25 protein-coding genes are annotated in these 21,640 nt (G+C 30.8%); 14 read left to right on the top strand and 11 right to left on the bottom strand.

What is annotated here, in order from left to right; translation table 11 throughout:
* Positions 1-87 precede the first annotated feature (87 nt).
* The 5 genes from MJ_RS06180 (at position 88) to MJ_RS06160 (ending at position 6,967) form a co-directional block, all read left to right on the top strand.
* A complete protein-coding gene (locus tag MJ_RS06180; RefSeq protein WP_010870669.1) occupies positions 88-2,799 on the top strand; it encodes a CDC48 family AAA ATPase in 2,712 nt (903 codons plus the stop codon).
* 161 nt (positions 2,800-2,960) lie between these two features.
* Positions 2,961-3,182, top strand: coding sequence for a hypothetical protein (locus tag MJ_RS06175; RefSeq protein WP_010870668.1), 222 nt, complete (start codon positions 2,961-2,963; stop codon positions 3,180-3,182).
* Complete coding sequence (locus tag MJ_RS06170; protein ID WP_010870667.1) at positions 3,182-3,514, top strand: AzlD domain-containing protein; 333 nt, start codon at positions 3,182-3,184, stop codon at positions 3,512-3,514. Before MJ_RS06175 ends, MJ_RS06170 begins: the two co-directional genes overlap by 1 nt.
* An 11-nt stretch (positions 3,515-3,525) precedes the next feature.
* Positions 3,526-5,337 (top strand): YgiQ family radical SAM protein, encoded by a 1,812-nt coding sequence (locus MJ_RS06165; RefSeq protein WP_010870666.1) that lies wholly within the window; start codon positions 3,526-3,528, stop codon positions 5,335-5,337.
* 274 nt (positions 5,338-5,611) lie between these two features.
* A complete protein-coding gene (locus MJ_RS06160; RefSeq protein ID WP_010870665.1) occupies positions 5,612-6,967 on the top strand; it encodes an HD domain-containing protein in 1,356 nt (451 codons plus the stop codon).
* Positions 6,968-7,119: 152 nt separating this feature from the next.
* Here the strand turns inward: MJ_RS06160 and MJ_RS06155 are convergent, their stop codons facing one another.
* The 4 genes from MJ_RS06155 to MJ_RS06140 form a co-directional block, all read right to left on the bottom strand.
* Complete coding sequence (locus MJ_RS06155; RefSeq protein ID WP_162484756.1) at positions 7,120-7,269, bottom strand: hypothetical protein; 150 nt, start codon at positions 7,267-7,269, stop codon at positions 7,120-7,122.
* Between the two features lie 35 nt (positions 7,270-7,304).
* Positions 7,305-7,517, bottom strand: a complete 213-nt coding sequence (locus tag MJ_RS06150; protein ID WP_244409381.1) for a hypothetical protein — start codon at positions 7,515-7,517, stop codon at positions 7,305-7,307.
* An 8-nt stretch (positions 7,518-7,525) separates the two neighbouring features.
* On the bottom strand, positions 7,526-7,858 hold the full coding sequence (locus MJ_RS06145) for a hypothetical protein (RefSeq protein WP_064496738.1): 333 nt from the start codon (positions 7,856-7,858) through the stop codon (positions 7,526-7,528).
* A 118-nt stretch (positions 7,859-7,976) separates the two neighbouring features.
* Positions 7,977-8,522, bottom strand: a complete 546-nt coding sequence (locus tag MJ_RS06140; protein ID WP_064496737.1) for an endonuclease dU — start codon at positions 8,520-8,522, stop codon at positions 7,977-7,979.
* Between the two features lie 68 nt (positions 8,523-8,590).
* Here MJ_RS06140 and nudF point away from each other — a divergent pair, with 68 nt between their 5' ends.
* Positions 8,591-9,100 carry an ADP-ribose pyrophosphatase gene (gene nudF / locus MJ_RS06135; protein ID WP_010870660.1) on the top strand — a complete coding sequence of 170 codons (510 nt, stop codon included), beginning with the start codon at positions 8,591-8,593 and terminating at the stop codon, positions 9,098-9,100.
* The gene (locus MJ_RS06130; RefSeq protein ID WP_010870659.1) at positions 9,093-9,419 is read left to right on the top strand and encodes a transcription factor S; all 327 of its coding nucleotides are present in this window, start codon (positions 9,093-9,095) and stop codon (positions 9,417-9,419) included. Before nudF ends, MJ_RS06130 begins: the two co-directional genes overlap by 8 nt.
* Before the next feature lies 1 nt (position 9,420).
* Here MJ_RS06130 and MJ_RS06125 read toward each other — a convergent pair whose 3' ends face one another.
* Positions 9,421-10,779 (bottom strand): pentapeptide repeat-containing protein, encoded by a 1,359-nt coding sequence (locus MJ_RS06125; RefSeq protein ID WP_244409379.1) that lies wholly within the window; start codon positions 10,777-10,779, stop codon positions 9,421-9,423.
* A gap of 96 nt (positions 10,780-10,875) precedes the next feature.
* On the opposite strand from MJ_RS06125, the gene MJ_RS06120 reads away from it, so the two are divergent.
* Both MJ_RS06120 and MJ_RS06115 read left to right on the top strand, forming a co-directional pair.
* Positions 10,876-11,907 carry a type II glyceraldehyde-3-phosphate dehydrogenase gene (locus MJ_RS06120; protein WP_010870657.1) on the top strand — a complete coding sequence of 344 codons (1,032 nt, stop codon included), beginning with the start codon at positions 10,876-10,878 and terminating at the stop codon, positions 11,905-11,907.
* Between the two features lie 190 nt (positions 11,908-12,097).
* Complete coding sequence (locus MJ_RS06115; protein ID WP_010870656.1) at positions 12,098-12,295, top strand: hypothetical protein; 198 nt, start codon at positions 12,098-12,100, stop codon at positions 12,293-12,295.
* Positions 12,296-12,333: 38 nt separating this feature from the next.
* Here MJ_RS06115 and MJ_RS06110 read toward each other — a convergent pair whose 3' ends face one another.
* Positions 12,334-12,573 (bottom strand): pro-sigmaK processing inhibitor BofA family protein, encoded by a 240-nt coding sequence (locus MJ_RS06110; protein ID WP_064496736.1) that lies wholly within the window; start codon positions 12,571-12,573, stop codon positions 12,334-12,336.
* 64 nt (positions 12,574-12,637) lie between these two features.
* On the opposite strand from MJ_RS06110, the gene MJ_RS06105 reads away from it, so the two are divergent.
* On the top strand, positions 12,638-13,606 hold the full coding sequence (locus MJ_RS06105) for a cobalt-precorrin 5A hydrolase (protein ID WP_064496735.1): 969 nt from the start codon (positions 12,638-12,640) through the stop codon (positions 13,604-13,606).
* Here MJ_RS06105 and MJ_RS06100 read toward each other — a convergent pair.
* Genes MJ_RS06100 through MJ_RS06090 form a run of 3 tightly spaced genes read right to left on the bottom strand, consistent with a single transcriptional unit; the run spans position 13,603 to position 16,445 of the window.
* A complete protein-coding gene (locus MJ_RS06100) occupies positions 13,603-14,688 on the bottom strand; it encodes a large-conductance mechanosensitive channel MscMJLR (protein WP_010870654.1) in 1,086 nt (361 codons plus the stop codon). The genes MJ_RS06105 and MJ_RS06100 overlap by 4 nt on opposite strands.
* 42 nt (positions 14,689-14,730) lie before the next feature.
* Entirely contained in the window at positions 14,731-15,780 is a 1,050-nt protein-coding gene (locus MJ_RS06095) for a TRC40/GET3/ArsA family transport-energizing ATPase (protein ID WP_010870653.1), read from the bottom strand.
* Between the two features lie 20 nt (positions 15,781-15,800).
* Positions 15,801-16,445: a DUF116 domain-containing protein gene (locus tag MJ_RS06090; RefSeq protein ID WP_010870652.1), complete on the bottom strand. Its 645-nt coding sequence runs from the start codon at positions 16,443-16,445 to the stop codon at positions 15,801-15,803.
* A gap of 44 nt (positions 16,446-16,489) precedes the next feature.
* Between MJ_RS06090 and comB the strand changes: the two genes are divergently transcribed.
* Together comB and rnp3 are read left to right on the top strand one after the other, a co-directional pair.
* Positions 16,490-17,164: a 2-phosphosulfolactate phosphatase gene (gene comB / locus MJ_RS06085; protein WP_064496734.1), complete on the top strand. Its 675-nt coding sequence runs from the start codon at positions 16,490-16,492 to the stop codon at positions 17,162-17,164.
* A 14-nt stretch (positions 17,165-17,178) separates the two neighbouring features.
* Complete coding sequence (gene rnp3 / locus MJ_RS06080) at positions 17,179-17,877, top strand: ribonuclease P protein component 3 (RefSeq protein ID WP_010870650.1); 699 nt, start codon at positions 17,179-17,181, stop codon at positions 17,875-17,877.
* Positions 17,878-17,991: 114 nt separating this feature from the next.
* Here the strand turns inward: rnp3 and MJ_RS06075 are convergent, their stop codons facing one another.
* Positions 17,992-18,516, bottom strand: a complete 525-nt coding sequence (locus tag MJ_RS06075) for an LEA type 2 family protein (protein ID WP_010870649.1) — start codon at positions 18,514-18,516, stop codon at positions 17,992-17,994.
* An 86-nt stretch (positions 18,517-18,602) separates the two neighbouring features.
* Here MJ_RS06075 and MJ_RS06070 point away from each other — a divergent pair, with 86 nt between their 5' ends.
* Positions 18,603-19,178, top strand: a complete 576-nt coding sequence (locus MJ_RS06070) for a diacylglycerol/polyprenol kinase family protein (RefSeq protein ID WP_010870648.1) — start codon at positions 18,603-18,605, stop codon at positions 19,176-19,178.
* A gap of 153 nt (positions 19,179-19,331) precedes the next feature.
* On the opposite strand, the gene MJ_RS06065 is transcribed toward MJ_RS06070, so the two are convergent.
* On the bottom strand, positions 19,332-20,945 hold the full coding sequence (locus MJ_RS06065) for a tRNA uridine(34) 5-carboxymethylaminomethyl modification radical SAM/GNAT enzyme Elp3 (protein WP_064496733.1): 1,614 nt from the start codon (positions 20,943-20,945) through the stop codon (positions 19,332-19,334).
* A gap of 229 nt (positions 20,946-21,174) precedes the next feature.
* Here MJ_RS06065 and moaC point away from each other — a divergent pair, with 229 nt between their 5' ends.
* The gene (gene moaC / locus MJ_RS06060; RefSeq protein WP_010870646.1) at positions 21,175-21,633 is read left to right on the top strand and encodes a cyclic pyranopterin monophosphate synthase MoaC; all 459 of its coding nucleotides are present in this window, start codon (positions 21,175-21,177) and stop codon (positions 21,631-21,633) included.
* Positions 21,634-21,640 lie beyond the last annotated feature (7 nt).

The following is a 21,640-nucleotide window of genomic DNA, read 5'->3' as shown; positions in this document are numbered from 1 at the left end:
ACCGAAAGGTTTATATAGAACTTCAACGGTATATTATCTCCAGTGAGAAAATTATTATAAAAAGATAAAATAAACGGAGGGATTTTTATGGTTAAAGAATTAAAAGTTGCTGAAGCATATCAAGGAGATGTAGGGAGGGGTATTGCAAGAATAGACCCCTACACAATGGAAGAACTTGGTTTAAAACCAGGAGATGTTATTGAAATTGAAGGTCCAAAAGGAAAAGCTTATGCCATAGTTTATAGAGGTTTCTTAGAAGATGCTGGAAAAGGAATTATAAGAATTGACGGTTATTTAAGGCAGAATGCTGGAGTAGCTATTGGAGATAGAGTAAAAGTTAAGAGAGTAGAGATTAAAGAAGCTAAAAAGGTTGTTTTAGCACCAACTCAACCAATTAGATTCGGCCCAGGATTTGAGGACTTTGTTAAAAGGAAGATATTGGGACAAGTGTTAAGTAAAGGTTCAAAAGTTACTATTGGAGTTTTAGGAACTGCTTTAACATTTGTTGTTGTTAGTACAACACCAGCTGGACCTGTTAGAGTAACTGACTTCACACACGTTGAGTTAAAAGAAGAGCCAGTCAGTGAAATCAAAGAAACCAAAGTTCCAGATGTTACCTATGAAGATATTGGTGGTTTAAAAGAAGAGGTTAAGAAAGTTAGAGAGATGATAGAACTTCCAATGAGACATCCAGAGTTATTTGAAAAATTAGGAATTGAGCCACCTAAAGGAGTTTTATTAGTTGGACCACCAGGAACTGGTAAGACATTATTGGCTAAAGCAGTTGCTAACGAAGCTGGAGCAAACTTCTATGTAATTAACGGTCCAGAAATAATGAGTAAGTATGTTGGAGAAACAGAGGAGAATTTAAGAAAGATATTTGAAGAAGCTGAAGAGAATGCTCCAAGTATAATATTCATTGATGAAATTGACGCTATAGCTCCAAAGAGAGACGAAGCTACAGGAGAAGTAGAGAGAAGATTAGTTGCTCAGCTCTTAACCTTAATGGATGGATTGAAGGGAAGAGGGCAAGTTGTAGTTATTGGAGCTACTAACAGACCAAACGCATTAGACCCAGCTTTAAGAAGACCAGGAAGATTCGATAGAGAGATTGTTATTGGCGTCCCAGACAGAGAAGGTAGAAAAGAAATCTTACAGATACACACAAGAAACATGCCATTAGCCGAAGATGTTGATTTAGACTACTTGGCAGATGTAACACACGGATTTGTTGGAGCTGATTTAGCAGCTTTATGTAAAGAGGCAGCAATGAGAGCTTTAAGAAGAGTATTGCCAAGTATTGACTTAGAGGCAGAAGAAATTCCAAAAGAAGTTTTAGATAACTTAAAAGTCACAATGGATGACTTCAAAGAGGCATTGAAAGATGTTGAGCCATCAGCAATGAGAGAAGTTTTAGTTGAAGTTCCAAATGTTAAGTGGGAAGATATTGGAGGATTAGAAGAGGTTAAGCAAGAATTGAGAGAAGCTGTTGAATGGCCATTAAAAGCTAAAGAAGTATTTGAGAAGATAGGTGTAAGACCACCAAAAGGAGTGTTGTTATTTGGACCACCAGGAACTGGTAAGACATTATTAGCTAAAGCTGTAGCTAACGAAAGTGGAGCAAACTTCATAAGCGTTAAAGGGCCAGAAATCTTCAGCAAGTGGGTTGGGGAATCAGAGAAGGCAATAAGAGAGATATTCAGAAAGGCAAGACAGTCAGCACCATGTATAATATTCTTCGATGAAATCGATGCTATAGCACCAAAAAGAGGTAGAGACTTGAGCTCAGCAGTTACTGATAAAGTTGTAAATCAGCTATTAACTGAATTGGATGGAATGGAAGAGCCAAAGGATGTTGTTGTTATTGCAGCAACAAACAGACCAGATATCATTGACCCAGCTTTATTGAGACCGGGAAGATTAGATAGAGTCATATTAGTTCCAGTTCCAGATGAAAAGGCAAGATTGGATATATTCAAGATACACACAAGAAGTATGAACTTAGCTGAAGATGTTAATTTAGAAGAATTAGCTAAGAAGACTGAAGGATATACAGGAGCTGACATTGAGGCATTGTGTAGAGAGGCAGCAATGTTGGCAGTTAGAGAGAGTATAGGAAAACCATGGGATATTGAAGTAAAACTTAGAGAGTTAATTAACTACTTGCAGAGCATTTCAGGAACATTCAGAGCTGCTGCAGTAGAGTTAAACAGCGTTATTAAAGCTACAAAAGAGAGAGAATCTGCTGAAGCAGGAGAGTTTAGTGAGTTAAAGAATGCTATTGGAAAGATAATTAGCGTTTTATCTCCAGCTAAGGAGAAAATTGAAGCAGTAGAGAAAGAAATCGACAAATTCCTTGAAGTTATAAACAAAGAGGAATTAAAACCATCAGAGAAAGATGAAGCACAGAAGTTGGCAAAATACTTAAAGGATATATTAGGCAAGTTAAAAGAAATGATAGACAACATCTACGAATTAGAGAACAAGTTAAATACCTTAAAAGAACAAGTTTCAGCTGAAGAGATTGATGAGATAATTAAAACAACACAAAACATTATCCAAAGATTCACAACATCATTGGATGAACTCAAGAATATATTGAAGGACATTGAAAGTATAAGATTGAAAGTTTCAACAAAAGATGTTAAGATTAAGAAAGAACACTTCATGAAAGCCCTTGAGAAAATTAAACCATCTGTAAGTAAGGAGGATATGAGAGTCTATGAGAAATTAGCTCAAGAGTATGGAAGAGCTACGTCAGTTGAAAAGAAAAAGGAAGAAGGTAAAGAAGTGATTTAAATTCCCTAAAAATTTTTCTTTTTTATTTTTTATCTACTGTTATCGCTATATTTAAATGTATTTTATGTTCGTTTTACAAAACATCCTATCTATTAGGTTTAGAATTTGGTTCATATTTATCATGGATTTTTGGGACTGCAATAGGATGTTTTTGTGGGGAGTTGATATTAGATAAAACTTTATTTTCCTCATTAACATTTTCACTTACAGTCCTATTCTTATTATTGCTTATTCCAAATCTAAAAGGTTTTGGGAAGTTATCTGCAATTATTGGAGGATTTATAGCATTAATTTTTCAATATTTTGGATATCCTTCATTAGGAATTTTGTTTGCTGGAATATTGTCACCAATTATAATATTAAAAATTAAATCGGTGAAATAATGGATAAAAATATTTTAGCAATTATTTTTGTGGCTGTTGGGACTTATTTAATAAGATACATCCCAATACATTTACATAGCAAAATAAAGAATATCGACGAAAAGGTTAAAGAGATAAATGAGATACTAATATACTCTTCAACTTCAGTAATCTCCGCATTATTTATCACATCTTTTATAAAATTTCCAATTATCTTTAGTAATGTTTTAATTAGCACAATCTCACTAATATTTGCAATAGTTTCATACAAAAAATGGAATAACTTAGGAATATCAATTTTAATTAGTGTAGTTATTTACTATTTAGCGTCTAAATTTTTAATAAGTATTTGAAGTGATATTTTATGTTTTTGCCAACTACTAAAGAAGAGATGGATGAATGGGGATGGGAAGAATTGGATATTATTATTGTTACTGGAGATGCCTACATAGACCACTATCTATTTGGAGCTTCTGTTGTTGGAAGGTATTTGGTAGAGCATGGTTATAGAGTTGGGATTATTGCACAACCAGATTGGAAAAATTTAGATGATATAAAGAGATTAGGAAAGCCAAATTACTTTTTTGCAGTAACTGCTGGGAATTTAGATAGTATGTTAGCTCACTATACACCACAAAAGAGGTTGAGGGATTTTGACTCAATGTCTAATGAAGGGATAAGAAAGAGACCAGATAGGGCTACAATTGTTTATACTAATTTAATAAAAAGGGCTTTCAAGGGAGTTCCTATAGCTCTGGGAGGGATTGAAGCTTCTTTAAGAAGATTTTCCCATTATGACTATTGGGATAATAAAGTTAGGAAGAGTGTTTTAATTGATTCAAAGGCAGATATTTTAATGTATGGGATGGGGGAAAAGAGTATTTTAGCAATAACTAAGGCATTAGAAAGTGGAGAGAACATAAAAGACTTAGAAATAAATGGAACTGTAGTTAGAGTTAATGAAAGAAAGATAGGGGATATAAAGGAGAGATATGAGACAAAAGAACTACCTTCTCATGAAGAAGTTGTAAATAGCAAAGAAAAATACGCTGAAATGCATAGAAAATTAATGACAATGGATAAAGTTATTTATCAAAAAGTTGGAAATCAATATTTAGTTCAATTTCCACCAATTTATTTAACTGAAAAGGAAATGGATGAAATATATGAGATGCCTTTTGAGAGAAGAGCTCATCCCTCCTATTCTTATGTCCCAGGAATTGTTCCAGTTCAATTTTCAGTTGTAACACATAGAGGTTGTTTTGGTGGCTGTTCTTTCTGCTCAATACTACATCATCAAGGTAAGGTTATTCAAAATAGGAGTGAAAGAAGCATCTTAAAAGAAATTAGAAAATTATTGAATCATGAAGATTTTAAAGGCGTTATTCAAGATATTGGAGCTCCAACAGCAAATATGTATAGAATGGGATGTAAAAAAGGTTTAGCAGATAGATGTCCAAAAAATTGCCTATATCCAGAGCCGTGTGAGAATTTAATCATAAATCATAAACCACTAATTAAGCTCTATAGGAAGATTAGAGATATCGTTGGAGATGATGTTAGAGTTTATGTTAGAAGTGGGGTTAGATACGATTTAATAATGTATGATGAGGAATATGGAGAGGATTATATAAAAGAACTCTCCAAATACCATGTCTCTGGAAGATTGAAGGTAGCTCCTGAACACATCTCTAAAAAAGTTTGTAAGGCTATTCAAAAACCTGATGGAAGGTTATTTAAAAAATTTTTAGAGAAATATAGAGAGATAGCTGAAAAAGTTGGAGGAATTAAAGAAGTTTTGCCATATTGGCTTATTGCCCATCCAAACTGTTCTATTAAAGAGATGATTGAGTTGGCAGAATTTATCCATAAAAATAACTGCTATTCAAGGCAAGTTCAGGTTTTTACACCAACACCTATGACACTATCAACAACAATGTATCACACTGGCATAAATCCAATAACTAATGAAAAAGTTTATGTTCCTTACACTTATAGAGAAAAGAAGATTCAAAAAGCTATCTGCCTATATAGGGAGGAAGAAAATTGGGAAAAGGCTTTAGAAGGATTTAAAATGGTTGGATATAAGGGGGTTATTTATAGGTGGATTATGGAGCAGATGGAAAAGAAGAAAAAGCAGAAAAAAGATAAAAACAAAAAGAATAGGTTAAATTAAACTTTAATTTTTATTTTAGTTTTATTTTCAAAAATGGCATAAATTTTAATGTCAATTTTCTTTTTTTAATATAGAATTTTCGCAGTTTATATATATTCTATGGAGGTATTTATTCCTAAAGGCATCATATTTCCTCATAAAGATTTTTCCATAAAGTATAAATACTGTTTTATATAATCTTTATTTTCAAATATTCATGTCTCTAAAATAAATTAAGAATGTAATATGATTGAAAATCTCAAAAAAAAGATAAAATCAAAAGCTCTGGGAGAGAATGAAGGTTATTAGAGACTCTATCCACAAAGATATATATTTAGATGAAAAAGAGCTGGAGATTATTGATAGCGAAGAATTTCAGAGATTGAGAAATATAAAACAGACTGGTTTAACATACTTAGTTTATCCATCAGCAAATCATACAAGGTTTGAACATTCCTTAGGAACTATGTTTATTGCCTCAAAAATAGCAGAGAAGATTAATGCAGATGTTGAGCTTACAAGAGTCTCCGCTTTATTGCATGATATTGGACATCCTCCATTCTCTCACACATTGGAAATTTGTGGCTACAGTCATGAAGTTTTTGGCAGAAAGAAAATCAAACATATGAATTTAGATAACTTTTCAAAGAGCGAAATAATTAAAACCTTAAATAGGAAAAATTTAGAGGGTAAGATAATTTCTGGAGATGTTGATGCTGATAGAATGGATTATTTATTGAGGGATAGCTACCACACAGGAACAGCTTATGGGATGATTGATTTACCAAGAATTCTGAGGAGTATAACAACCTTTGAGAGTTTTGGAAAAGTTAAGATAGGGATATTAAAGAAGGGAATTCAAGCAATTGAATCGCTATTAGTTGCGAGGCATCAGATGTATTCAGCTGTTTATATGCATCCAACAGTTAGAATAGCGGACACTATGATAAAGAGGGCAGTAATAAAAGAAATACAAGAAAAAAATTTGGATATAAAAGATTTAGCTAACATGGATGATATTGCACTTGTTTCATTTTTGAGGATTTCTGAAAACTATTTGATGGAGAGAATAGACAGGAGAAATCTCTATAAAAATCTCATCACCTATAGTTACTTTGATTTAAATCCAATAGAAAAATGGATTTTTGTCAATTTAGATGAAAAACAAATATTATCATTAGAAAGTAGGTTTTATGAGGAATTCGGATGGGATATATTTATCGATATCTATCCAATTCCTAAAATGGAAGAGCATAACGTTTATATAATCTCAGATGAAGGCGTTAAAAGATTGGATGAAGTTTCTCCATTAGCTCAGAGCTTAAAGCCCTCTGAGATGAGATTATGGAATATTTCAATCTATGCACCAAAAGAAAAAATTAAAGAGCTTAGAGAGAACAATGTAAAGGACAGGATAAATAAAATCTTAAAAGAGTTAGATGTTAAGGTTGAAAGCAAGTTAATTGACATTTTGAAAGAATATGGGACAATTACTGGAAAGAGAAGATTTTTAGAGATTGCTAAGGAAAGAGGCATTTCACCAAAAGAGTTTTACAATGAATTGCATAAATTGATATTCTGCGGTTTAATAAAAGAGAGATTTAATAGGAGGACGTATGTTTATTGTTTAAATAATTTTGTTAAATTATAAATAGTTTATAAAGTTCTTCAGCTAAAAGTTTGTATTTAACATACTTTTTAACTTCTTTTTTTGAATTTTTCTTTATCAACATAGTAAGGAATTCTAAATTTCATAGTGATTGTTTGTGTAGAACCTAATATCATCAACATTTACTCTTTTTATTAGATTTCAAATAATCCATCAATTCCTTTGTCTTTATATACTCTTATTGCCTTTTCAATCCATTCTTTTTCCTCTTCTAATGTCATTTTTTCTGCTTTTTGTTCTGCCTTAATTAACCACTTTGGTTTTTTGTATTTGTGTTTTTTCATAATTTTCGCCCATTTTTGTTTTAATATATTTTCTTTCATTTTATATCATCAAATAACACTTTTTCAATACCTTTCTTTTTCACCTCATTAAAAAATTTATCTACATCCTTAACATATTCTTCATAAGTTATATTTTCAATTTCGTTTTTAACTTTTACAATCCAATCTGGTAGAATATCTTCCTCCTCTGACTCAGCTTTTTTACTTCCTAAGTATTTTTTAACAATCCTTTTTACATGTTTTTTCATAATCACCACTAAAAATTATTTTTCTTTATTTCTTTTTTTTGTTTTCTATATTTTTCTCCTTGCTCTTTCAACCATTTAAAATATTCCCCCGTTTCAATAGCCTTTTCTAATTCTTTTTCTGCCTCAATCAACCATTTTGGTTTTTTGTATTTTTTATATTTACTTTTATCAGTTTTATGCACATTTAAAACCTCTCTTAATCCTCCTCTATTTAACTTTTCATAGATTTCCTCAAATAATTTATCAAATTCCTCATCAGCCATTTTTTCAATTTTATCTTCAACTTCAATTAACCATTCTGGTTTTTTAAATTTTTTATTTCTTTTATTTCGTGGTTTCATAATAATCACTAAAATTTTTAATTTTTGAACATACTACTATATAGAACTTATATTTTAATATATAAATATCTTTTTCAAATCTTCATTTTCAGGAGTCTGATTTTAACAATATGTATTTCTATCTTAATCCCAAAAAACCCCTACCAATTAAATGAGATATTCTCAAACACTCTGGAATTTTACTTTTAAGCTTCGTTTTTTTAATAACATTTTTAACAAATTCTTTGTCAGCTCCAACATACTGAACATAAATATTTTCCATTTTCTCTGGCTCTGGAAAGCTGTTTATAAGCTTTATCCTTTCATCAGCATCATCAAAGTATTTTTTAAGGGCTAAGAATATCTTCTCCTTGTTTGGATACTTATCAATAACGACAATAACTGGTTTTTCAGTCTCTTTATTAATTTCCCATAAATCAGCTATATTAAATCCTCCAAAAGTTATTCCAGCTAAAAAAATTACTTTTATTTTTTTATAATGCTTTTCTTTAACAATATCTATTATCTTCTCTGTAACATCCATTCCATCCTTCTTAAATTTTCTAAAATAAATGCCGTCTATTATTCTATTCCCCCTCATATACGTGCCTATTAAGATACACACTTTATCTGCCTTATTAAAAGGAGCGTCATCAAAACCTATAACCTCTACTTCATCCTTCATAAGCACCACAAATTTTAAATATCTCTCCCTATATTTTTAATGAAGTTTTTATATATATAAGTGAGAGCATGGCTAAAAAATGTTTCTGTATAAGCGGAAAAATATTTGCCCTAAATTTGTTTGGAAAGAGATACTCTAAAAAAATCATAAAAAAGAGAGATTTAAAAAAATATAGGCTATATCTTCATCCAGCGGTTGCAGTTGATGGAATTATTGAGAAAGATAATAAAATCCTGCTAATAAAAAGAAAAAATAATCCATTTAAAGGTTGTTTTGCCCTTCCAGGAGGTTTTGTAGAATGTGGAGAAACTGTTGAAGAGGCAGTTGTTAGAGAGATTAAAGAAGAAACTGGTTTAATACCAAAGGTAAAAAGCTTATTGGGAGTTTATTCATCTCCAGATAGAGACCCGAGAGGGCACGTTATCTCAATCGTCTTTATATTGGATGTTATAGGTGGAGAGTTGAAAGCAGGAGATGATGCAAAAGAGGCTGAATTCTTTGATTTAAATAATTTGCCTAAATTAGCTTTTGACCATGAAAAAATAATTAAAGATTACATGAGGTGGAAAAATGGTTAAGTTTTGTCCAAAATGTAACAACCTAATGCTACCAAAGGATGGAAAGTTAAAATGTGCTGTCTGTGGTTATGAAGAAGAAACAACAGCTGAAGGAAGTAAGGAGTATGAATACAAGGAACACTTAGAGAACAAGAAAGAAAAAATTACTGTTATTGAAAGTGAGGGATTAGAGACATTACCAACAACAAGAATCGAATGTCCAAAATGTGGGCATAATGAAGCTTACTGGTGGCTACAACAAACAAGATGTGCTGATGAACCAGAAACAAGATTCTATAAGTGTAAGAAATGCGGTCATACATGGAGAGAGTATGATTAATTTATTTTCTACTTAATTTTCTTCTAACAGCTATATAGAGATTACCCAATAAAATTAGAGATGTAACCCTTATAATTGGCTCTAATATCCATAATGATTTATCTTCCGTTCCTATCTGTAAAAATAACCTTATAACTTCCCAAAATGAAATCCACCAAAATTCTATTATTTTAAAAATATCCCATTCCATTCCTTTAAATCTTAAAATTGATGCTAAAATTGTAAATAATATCATACTGCCTAATATCCATTTACCTGTTTTTTCCATTGATTCTCCATAGTCAGATATTGCTCCATAAGCCCCAATGATGAATTTTTCAAATCTGCCATTGGAAAACTCTTTTATTAATTCCATTTCCATTTTGTATAGGTTGGATGCTTCAATGTAGGTTCTGTTATTCTCAATGGATATTCTTAGATTTCTGTATTCTGCAAGGACTGATTTATAATTGAATTGGTCTATAATATACTTATAACTCAAACCTAATAATTCTTTTAGTTTATTTTCTAAATCTTTATCTTTATTACCACTATCTTCTTTTATTCTTAAAATTTTATGACTTAAAATTTCTTCTTTTTTAACATCACATAATAGCACTTCTCTAACATCTGTTTTTAAAAATGATGTTTTTGATAATTGGAAGTTTTCTATCGTTGTGTGTTTGTTTAGAAATTGAGTTTTAAGGAATATTGCTAAACCTTTAAAATTTTCTTTATCTATTTTTTTAAATGATACATCATCTCTAAATCTACAATCAGTAAAAGACAACAAATTAAATGATATATCATCAAAATATACATGAGATTTAAATGTTGAATTATAAAATTCTGCTATATTAAAAGTTGTGACACTAAAATAAGTATTTCCTTCAAAAGTTGTACTTTTAAAATGAGATTCTTTATTAAAAATTGTGCCACTAAAATTAATAATATTCCCTTTAAAAGCGGTGACACTAAAATAAGCATTTTCTTCAAAAATTGTGTCTATAAAATCAACATCTCCATTAAAAATTGTTCTTATAAAATAAACACTTCCTTTAAAAGTTATGACTCTAAAATAAGCATTTCCATTAAAAACGGATATCACAATTTGATATTCCATATTTACAAAAAATCTAAAATCACCATTAAATTCAACATTATAAATATCAACTTTTATATTTATATTCACAACAATTTCATCATCTTTTTTTTCAATATAACCTCCTTTTAGTTCTTTATCCTTAATCATTTCATAAATATTCAAAATATCAACATTCCCCTCAACAACACAATCCTTTAACTTAAAATCCTCTCCCTTCTCCAAACATTCAACAAATCTATCAATAAACTCCCTACTGCTTATAACCTCCTTTTCCATAATCCCACATTTTATTATTAAAATAAACAAATTATAAAAATATATATTGCCAAAGTAATTATTATTAATCCTACAAAAATTTCAAATGGTGAATCTATGCCAGCAAAAGTATTGATAAATGGATATGGTTCAATTGGGAAGAGAGTAGCCGATGCAGTTTCAATGCAGGATGATATGGAAGTTATAGGAGTTACAAAGACAAAGCCAGATTTTGAGGCAAGATTAGCCGTTGAGAAGGGCTACAAGTTGTTTGTAGCAATTCCAGATAATGAGAGGGTTAAATTATTTGAAGATGCAGGAATTCCAGTTGAGGGGACTATATTGGACATTATAGAAGATGCTGACATAGTTGTTGATGGAGCTCCTAAGAAGATTGGAAAGCAAAACTTAGAAAATATCTACAAACCTCACAAAGTTAAAGCTATATTGCAAGGGGGAGAAAAAGCAAAAGATGTTGAAGATAACTTCAACGCTTTGTGGAGCTACAACAGATGCTATGGAAAAGATTATGTAAGAGTTGTTTCATGTAACACAACAGGTTTGTGTAGGATATTATATGCTATAAATTCAATTGCAGATATAAAGAAGGCAAGAATCGTGTTAGTTAGAAGAGCGGCAGACCCAAATGACGACAAAACAGGGCCAGTAAATGCTATAACACCAAACCCAGTTACAGTTCCTTCCCATCATGGCCCTGATGTTGTTTCAGTTGTCCCAGAGTTTGAGGGAAAGATTTTAACTTCAGCTGTTATCGTTCCAACAACATTAATGCATATGCACACTTTAATGGTTGAAGTTGATGGAGATGTTAGCAGAGATGATATTTTAGAAGCTATCAAAAAAACTCCAAGAATTATAACTGTTAGAGCTGAAGATGGATTTAGTTCAACAGCTAAAATAATTGAATATGGAAGAGATTTAGGCAGGTTAAGATATGACATAAACGAGCTTGTTGTCTGGGAAGAAAGCATTAATGTTTTAGAAAATGAAATATTCTTAATGCAGGCGGTTCATCAAGAAAGTATAGTTATTCCTGAAAATATTGATTGTATTAGGGCAATGCTTCAGATGGAAGAAGATAACTTCAAATCAATTGAAAAGACAAATAAAGCTATGGGTATCCAATAAATCTAATTTTTTCTTTTTTATTTTTACATTATATTTATGACTCTAAATATTTGAGTCTATAATACTACAAAAATTTTTAATATTAGTAAAATAACTTTTAATTAAAAAGAAAGTGTTATCTTCATACTCTTAACCGAAAGTCTTATATATCATAATACTAATCTAAATTTTAGTATTAACAGGTGGTATTATGGACGACATAGATAGGAAAGCTATAAGCTTATTAATGGACGCCACCTTAATGAGTGAGGATGAAATTGAAAGGACATTAAAAATATTAAGAAACATGGCAAGGATTAAAAAAAGAAAGGAAAAGAATTTAAAATCAATAAGAGACGTTTTAGATTACTGGGCTTGTCAAGCTTATAAGTCTTCAATGAAGGCTTAAGTATCCTATTACGTCTTTTTTAAGGAAAATTTTTTAAGTTATAAAATTGAAAGCAAAATTAAGATAAATACTCCTATAATCCCTCCGACTGCTATTATCAATAAGTTTATTAAATTCAAGTGTATATGTGTAATTCCAAGGAAATTTAAAATTCCTACCAAAATCAAACCAACAATTGTATTTATTGCTAAGTATCTTAATATTTTAAAGGTTAATTTAAAGAATAAAATCCCCACTATAATTATTAATATCAATAAAATTATATGCTCTAATCCCATAAATATCCACCTCATAAAATAATATTATTAATTAACTTAAATAAAAACTTTTGTGTGATTCATGATGATTAAAATTGTATATATTACAAAGAGAGGAAAAAAAATAGCTGAAGAAATTAAAGATGTTTTAGATTATTACCACTATGATAATAAAGTAGAGCCTATAAAAGATTTTAAGATAGAGAGAAATGAGGGGGGCTTTATATTTATAATGGCAACTGGAATAGTTTTGAGAAAATTTTTGGATGAGATTAAAAATGATAAATTTAAAGACCCTTTTGTTATTATTTGCAATGAAAATAAAGAGCTCATCCCTATACTATCAAACCATTTAGGTGGAGGAAATTATTTTTCCAAATTAATAGCTAACAATATCAATGGTAGAGTTATTTTTACAACTGCAACAGATGTCAATGGTAAAGTTGGCATTGATGAACTCTCCAAGATGCTATTTTTAGAAACTCCTAAGAGAAAACATATTTTAGATATAAATAAGAAGATTTTGGAGGAAGATGTTAGCTTAACCCTTCCAAAGTATTGGAAATTAAGAAATTTGAATGGCTATAAAATTAGCTATCATGATAAGTATGAGGTTGTGGTTGATGACTCCATAAGATTAAAACCTTTAAAAATAGCTGTTGGCTTAGGAGCGAGAAAAGGCATTGAAAGATATAAAGTATATTGGGCGGTAAAAAAAGCTTTATTTTTGAGAAATATTCCAGTTTGGAGAGTGGATGCCTTTGCCACAATAGAAGACAAAAAGCATGAAAGAGGAATTTTAGAAACAGTAAATAAATTTAAAAAACCCCTAATTATTTTTAAAAGAGAAGAAATTAATGAAATTTATGAAAAAATAGATTTGGAAAAGTCAGAGTTTGTATATAAGCACTTAGGAGTTTATGGAGTTTCTGAGCCAGCATCAATATTAGCTGTCAAAAAATTAACAAATAAAGATTTTGATAGCATAAAATTGATATTAAAAAAGTTTAAGAGAAATGGGGTTACTGTAGCAATAGCTACTGAAAATCTTTAATCGTCTCTTTTTAAATATAATGTATAAGTTGGGAATGCAAATTCAATTCCTTTTCTATCAAATTCCTCTTTTATTTTCAAATTAACTTCATTTATCGTGCTAATATACTTTTGATAACCATTATATCTGCTGTTTTTAATATAATAAACTACTTGGATATTTAGACTCCAATCTCCAAATTCCTTAAAATAAACTGTTATTGGTTCATCCTCTACATTTGGATGTTCTAAGAGGATATTTTTTATAATTTCCTCTGCCTTCCTTATTTTTTCAACTGGTGTATTATAAGTTACTCCTATAGTTGTTGAAACCTTCCACTTATTTTTAGATGGAACATTTTGAATAATTTCATCTATAAGTTTTGAGTTTGGAACTACGATTATTGAGTTGTCTGTTGCCCTTATCTTTGTGCTTCTTATTCCAATATCTTCAACAATTCCACTACCACCACTGAAAGTTATCCAATTTCCAATCTTAAATGGTTTATCAGTTAAAATTATCAAACCAGCGATTAAATTAGAAACAAGATTTTGAGACGCTAAAGCCACAGCTAAACCACCAATACCCAAACCAGCAAGTAAAGTTTTTATATCATACCCAAGATTGCTCAAAATTAACAACAATCCAACAACCCACACAACTAATCTAACGAGCTTTTTGGTTAAAACAACAATTTGGTCATCAACATCTTTTTTTGTCTTTTTTGATATTGTTAGGGCTAAATACCTTTCTACAAGTTCATTAAGAAATCTGTCAAAAAATACAACAACACACAATATAAAGGCAGTTAAAATCCCTTCATTTACTGCTGTTTTTAATGAGGGGAGAAGATACAGAAAATTTACTCCAAAGTAAAATCCAGATAATATTATTGCTATTGCTACAGGTAGAGATAAAGCCCTAATTAGAAGTTCATCCAATTCTATACCGCTCTTTTTATGCAATTTATCTGCAAGTCTTTCGATAAGTGCATTTGCATATTTCCCAATAACAATAAATAAAATAATTGAGATTAGAGACAGAATATAATTATATACAGTATTGTGCATTAAAATCTCACTTATCATTTGAGTTATTGTCATTATACCCTCAGTTAAAAAGAAAAATTAAAAATTAAAAATAATTTATTGGCCAACCTTTTGCTCTATTTTTTGTTCTTCTTTCTCCTCTTCACCATACAATATTTTTGCTATCTGTTTTAATGTTTCAATACCCTTTGCCTCAGTTCTTAAGAGAGGGACATAGGCAATAACCTTGTCTCCAAATTTCTCTTTAATCATCTCTAATCTCTTCAACTGCAACTCTCTTCTTGCTCTACAGAAATCACACTGAACATCCTCTGGAATGAGTTGATTTACAATAACTGCATCGATTGGAATACCATACTTTTGAAGAGCTTTCATTGCCCTCTCACTCTCTAAGATACTCATCTCCTCTGGAATAACCACTAATCTAAATGCAGTTCTCTCTGGGTCTGATAAGATGTTTCTTGCTCTAACTATTCTCTCCTTCATCTTCTCTAATTCTTCCAACATCTTATCGTAATCGATATCTTCATCTTTACCTCCAAATGGTAAAAGCTTTTTCATCATCTTCATAAATCCGCTCATCTGCTTCCTCAACTTTATAAGCTTTGTCATATACTTGTCCATAACCTCTGGCATTCCTAAAAACCTTAAAGTGTGTCCAGTTGGAGCGGTGTCAAATATAACTACATCAAACTCATTGCTATCCATATATTTGAGGAAAACATCAAATGCAGCACTTTCATCAGTTCCTGGGGAGAGAGCGGCCATCTCTAATTGGTCTTCTAACATCTCTCCTAAGAATGGGTTTTCTTCAATTTGAGCTTTTAATTTTTCTTTATACTCTTCCATAGCCTTCTGTGGGTCTATCTCTACAACATATAGGTTGTCATAGCCCTTAACCTTTGTTGGCTCATGTCCAAACTCTTGCTCAAAGATATCTCTCAAAGAGTGAGCTGGGTCTGTTGAGACGATAACAACTTTCAGTCCTTTTTCAGCCAAATAAACTCCTGTTGCAGCACTCATTGTTGTTTTTCCAACTCCTCCTTTACCTCCGAACATGATGTATTTAGTTCCATCCTTCTTTTCCAATTTTTTCTCTGTAATTCCTCTCAATGAGTTTATTGAATCTTTAATTTTTGATAACATTTATTTTCACCCTCTTATTATTATAATGATTTTAATCTTGTAATTAGTTCATCAACATCGACCAAAGTATTTATACAACCATCCCTTAATAAAGGTTGTCCTTGTGAAGGAATACCTTTTCTTGATAACATGTTCATCCCATAGAATAAATCCCTATTGCATGCGACACCGAAAACGGCTTCTGGCTTCTCTTCCTTTAAAATTCTCTTTAAAAACGTAGAACCAGGAACTATATAAACTTTATACCCCTTTTCTTCAGCAACTTTTATAATTTCCCCTACTCTACATCTATTGCAAAATATACATTCAACACCCTTTGGCGTTAGCTTAGCTGGGCATTTTGTATCTCTGAGGCAATGGGGCAATATTAAAACTCTCTTCTTAGCTTTTTTAAATCTATCCTCATAATATTTATTGTAGAACTCTATACCTACCCTATAAAATGTGTCTTCAGTTCCTATAAGGAGGAATATCTTCAATAGTATTGAATAGAGGTTATCCATCAAAAATAAAGCCAAGCTTGGGAATATCAATTTATTCTTTTTTAGTAATATATAGCTAATGATTAAAATTAGGATGAATGATATAAATGCCAGTGCAAATATAGCTATTGTTATCATTCCAACAAGTTGTAAAAATCCATCTAATCCTAAGATGCTTATCACCTCAGATATTCCAAAAATTTATAAAAATTAAAATGGTTGATAGCATGATAACTCTATGTAACAGATTTACTGAATATAAATGTGGAAATGTAGCTATAGTGGTTGATGTTTTAAGGGCATCTACTACAATAACAACACTCCTATCATTTATAGATGAAGTATATATAACTACATCAACATCTAAAAAAGAAAATGCCATATACATTGGAGAGAGAAAAGGAAGAAAGATAGAAGGATTTGATTTTGGAAACTCCCCAACTGAGATTTTAGCAAATAAAGATATTATAAAAGAAAGATATGAAAATGGAGAAAAGGTGATTTTAACAACCACAAATGGAACGAGGGTTTTAAAAAGCTTAGATGCTGAGCATATTTTTATAGGGGCAATTGTTAATGCAAAGTATGTTGCTAAGGCGGTTGAAGATTTTGAAGATGTGAGCTTAGTCCCCTGCCATAGAGAAAATAACTTTGCAATAGATGACTTTATTGGATGTGGAGTTATAGCTAAATATCTAAATGGAGAGTTTGATGAATTTATCAAGGCTGCTTTAGAATTAACTAAACATGATTGGATGTCTTTGATTTTAAATTCGTCATCTGCAGAGAATTTAAAGAATCTTGGTTATGAGAAAGATGTTACGTTTGCAATATTGGAAAATAGTATAGATGCAGTTGGAATATATAAAAAAGATAAGAGCAAAGTTGTTAGATTTAAATAAAATTTTGTGATAACATGAGAATCGATATAAACAGAATAGAAAAGGAAGAGGATATAAAATTACTTAAAGAACTGAAATGGAATGGATTTGTTTTTTATCAGTATGATGATGAATTCAGCAAAGATAGATATGAAGAGGTTAAAGCAATAGCTGAGAGTTATAAATTAAAGGTATATTCTGGAGTTAAAATAAAGACAGAAAGTTCTAAACAACTAAGGGATAAGGTAAAAAAGTTTAGAAATAAATGCCACATTATATTGATTGAAGGAGGGGTTTTAAAGATAAATAGGGCTGCAGTTGAGTTGCATGATGTTGATATATTATCAACTCCTGAACTTGGAAGGAAAGATAGTGGAATAGACCATGTATTGGCAAGATTGGCATCAAATCATAGAGTTGCTATTGAACTCAATTTTAAGACTCTTTTAAATAAAGATGGCTATGAAAGGGCAAGAACTTTGCTATTTTTTAGAAACAACTTAAAATTGGCTAAGAAGTTTGATGTGCCTGTTGTTATATCTACAGATGCTGAAAATAAATATCAGATAAAAAATCCTTATGATTTAAGAGCTTTTTTAAATACGTTGGTTGAGCCGTTGTATGCAAAAAAGATTATGGAAACTGCCTATAAGATATGTGATTTTAGGGATTATTTGATGAGAGATAATGTTGTTAGATATGGAGTGGAAATTATAAAAGAAGAAAAAGAATGAAAAAAGAATAATTATAGTTTTTTACGATTATTAAAAATTAAAAATGATATTTGAACGCCCTAAAGGCGTTCATCAGTGCATTATATATCTAAATATCTGCAAAAAGTTATAAAATTACTGTGCTATTGATTGTATTTGGTTAGGATTTAAATTATTTAATTGATTTAACACCTCTTCTTTTGCTATTGCAGAAACATCTATCTCTTGCTGAATATCTATTGGAATATTTACTTTTGTTATGAATAAATTAACTGCTATATCTCCCTTAATCTCAATAGGGATTTTTGTGCTTTTTTCTTTTAAAGCTACTTCAACAAGTTTTTTATTAGATATTGTTACTGGCAAAGTGAAAGTAGTATTTCCAGAGGTTATTTTAATGTTACTCTGCTCTCCGTGTCCTAAATATATCTTATCTCCACCAACTAAAGCATAAATATCAAATGAAATTTTATCTATGCTAATACCAATAGGATTTGGATTATCAACCAACACTTGAATTTCTATCTTTGTGTTATCTGCATCTACTTTTTGAATTTTCTGCCCAACTACTTCAATCTTTGGCTGCTCCAAACATCCAGAAAAACCCACTGCCAAACATACGGCAAAAGCTAATAGGAGGAGTTTTTTGACACTCTTCATAATATCACCAAATATTCATTTTTGTTATAAAACATATTAATATCTTTTCACAACAATATTAAATATAAACTAAAAAGGTTGAAACTTTGAGAGAGATTTATAGACAAACAATCCATTTAGTTTTTGGAGTTTTAATAGCATTTTCAGTTTTAATATTTAAAAAACAATTAATAATTCCATTAATTGTTAGTATAGTTATTGGTATCTGCCTATATTTTTTATGTAAAAGATATTACATACCAATAGTATCAGATTTATTAAATCTCTGTAAAAGAGAAAAAGAGGATGGAAAAGGAGCGATATACTTTGCTATTGGTATGTTAATCTCATTAATTTTAATTGATGATATAAAAGCTGTATTTTTTGGCATCTTGGTATTTGCTGTTGGGGATTCTTTAGCTACTATAATAGGCATTAGAGGAAAATTAAAAATAAAATACTTTGGAAAAACGGTTGAGGGATTTTTAGCATTTTTTATCTCTGCCTCATTAATTTTATATCCATTTTATGGAACTTATGGGATTTTCGTAGCTTTAATCTCAGCATTTATTGAATTTGTAAGTAAGAAAATAAGAATAGATGACAATCTCTATCTTCCTTTTATTGTGGCATTTATAATCAATCATCAAATAAATATCTGTTCTCTAATGAACTTTATATAAAAGCCAAAGGCTTTTTATAAATACCTTATTCATTATTACAAGATTTGATGATTGATTATTCTAATAGGACTTTCGCAGGAATAATTATTTATTGCATAATGACACCCTAAAGGTGTCTAAGTTCCAAAGTTTAACATATAAACTGCGAAAGTCCTATTCTAAGTATTTACCCATATAGGCCCCAACTCTTTCATATCCTAACTTTCTATAATATTCTCTAACTCCAATACCACTTGTCACCAAAATCTTTTTCTTTCCAAATTCTTCTTTGGCTATTCTCTCTGCCTCTTCTAAAAGTTTTCTTCCATAACCTTTATGTTGCCAAGTTATTTCTTTCAAATCCTTAGTTAATGGTTTTTCTTGCCCACAGACATGGAGTTGCCTAACTAACATTGTGTTATCGTCAATCTCTTTTCTAAATGGTTTATAAGGCTCTCTCAATCTTAAAAATGCTATCAAGATATCGTTTTTCACATCTTCATAGGATAGGAATATCTCAGTTCCTCCACTTGCCTCATATTCTTCTCTGCATAGTTTTATATGCTCAATATCCGGCATTATTCCTTTTTTATACATGACATGTCCAACTTCTCTGCATCTTATACACTTACATTTAATTCCATGCTTTTCCATGTATTTATAAACCAACTCTCCCAAATTACTCTTCTTAACTCCATCAACTATCACAGTAGCTGGAATGTCCCTCTGAATCCTTGAAGTTCTAACCCATTTTGGCATTATTGATTTTGCATAGCTAATTATCTCTATTGCCTCTTCCTCTCTGTATGGTTTATACTCTCCTCTCTTCCACATTTCATAGAGTTCAGTTCCTTCAATAACCAAACATGGATAGATTTTAACCATATCCGGCTTGAAATCTGGGTTTTCAAAGATTTCTTTAAACATTTTTTTATCCATCTCCATATCTGAGCCAGGCATTCCAGGCATTAGATGATAAGAAACCTTTAAACCACTATCCTTTAATAGTTGGGTGGCTTTTATAGTGTCTTCAACTGTATGCCCTCTCTTACAGAATTCTAAAATCTCATTATATATTGTTTGAACTCCCAACTCTACCCTTGTAGCTCCCAACTTTAGCATCTGATTTATTTCCTTTTCTCCACAATAATCTGGCCTTGTTTCTATACAGAGAGCTACGCATCTATGTTCTGCAGTTTCATTTATCTTTTGGGCTTCCTCTAAGCTACTTGCATCAACGCCATTCATGGCATCTAAGCATCTCTTAATAAACCAATCTTGATATTCTATATCTCTTGCTGGAAATGTTCCTCCCATTATAATTAATTCAATTTTATTTGTTGGATGCCCTACCTTTTCCAACTGCTCAATCCTTGCCTTTGTTTGTAAATATGGGTCGAAGTTGAACATCAAACCTCTCATAGTGGCTGGCTCTCTTCCAGTGTAGCTTTGTGGCACATCTCCAAATACACTTCCAACTCCTCCGGGGCAGAAGATACATTTTCCATGAGGGCATTTTTCTGGAGATGTCATCACTGCTACAACAGCAACACCAGAGATTGTCCTGACAGGCTTCTTTCTTAATATTGGGATTAATATCTTCTTTTCCTCTTCAGTTGCATACTGCAAAATCTCAGAGTTTGATGGATGCCCAATACCAATTCTATGTATTCTTAAACACTCTGCCTTAATCTGTTCAATTCTCTTTTTATCCAAGGTTTTTCCTTTGTTGTATTCATCTAAGATTCTTTCAATGATGCATCTCATTAATTTTGCCTTTTCATCCATGATAATCACCAATAAACTTTAAACTTACATATATGAATATATTTATAAAAATGATTTATATATAGAACTTTCGCAACTTATATTTTTAAAAAGGTATTTGGATGCCTTTAGGCATCAATATTCAATAAAACATTTTATTCCTGCGAAAGTTCTATATAGTTTATTCGGCAATGATTATAATGTTATTGTATAATTGTAGTATTTGGTTTAATAAAGTAGTGGTGATTAAATGCTAACTCATGTTGATGATAAAGGCGTTAAGATGGTTGATATTTCTAAAAAAGAAGATGTTGAGAGAATATGTGTTGCTGAAGGATACATAAAATTAAAACCAGAAACAATTAAATTAATAAAAGAACAAAAAATTAAAAAGGGAAATGTCTTAACAACTGCACAAATAGCTGGAATCTTGGCAGTTAAAAAAACTTATGAGCTAATTCCAATGTGCCATCCTCTACCAATAACTTCAGTTAATGTTGATTTTGAGGTATTTGAAGATAAGATAAAGGCAATCTGCTCAGTAAAAACTACTTATAAGACAGGAATTGAGATGGAAGCTTTAACTGGTGTCTCTATAGCTTTATTAACAATTTGGGATATGGTTAAATCTGCTGAAAAGGATGAGGATGGGCAGTACAAAACTGCTGAGATTTTTGGGATTAGGGTTGTTGAAAAGATAAAGAAATAGTTTATTT

The sequence above is a fragment of the Methanocaldococcus jannaschii DSM 2661 genome (assembly GCF_000091665.1).
Taxonomy (GTDB): Archaea; AGJL01; Methanococci; order Methanococcales; family Methanocaldococcaceae; genus Methanocaldococcus; species Methanocaldococcus jannaschii.
Note: the sequence above shows the minus strand (reverse complement) of the source record. Positions and strands in the feature narration are given on the sequence as shown.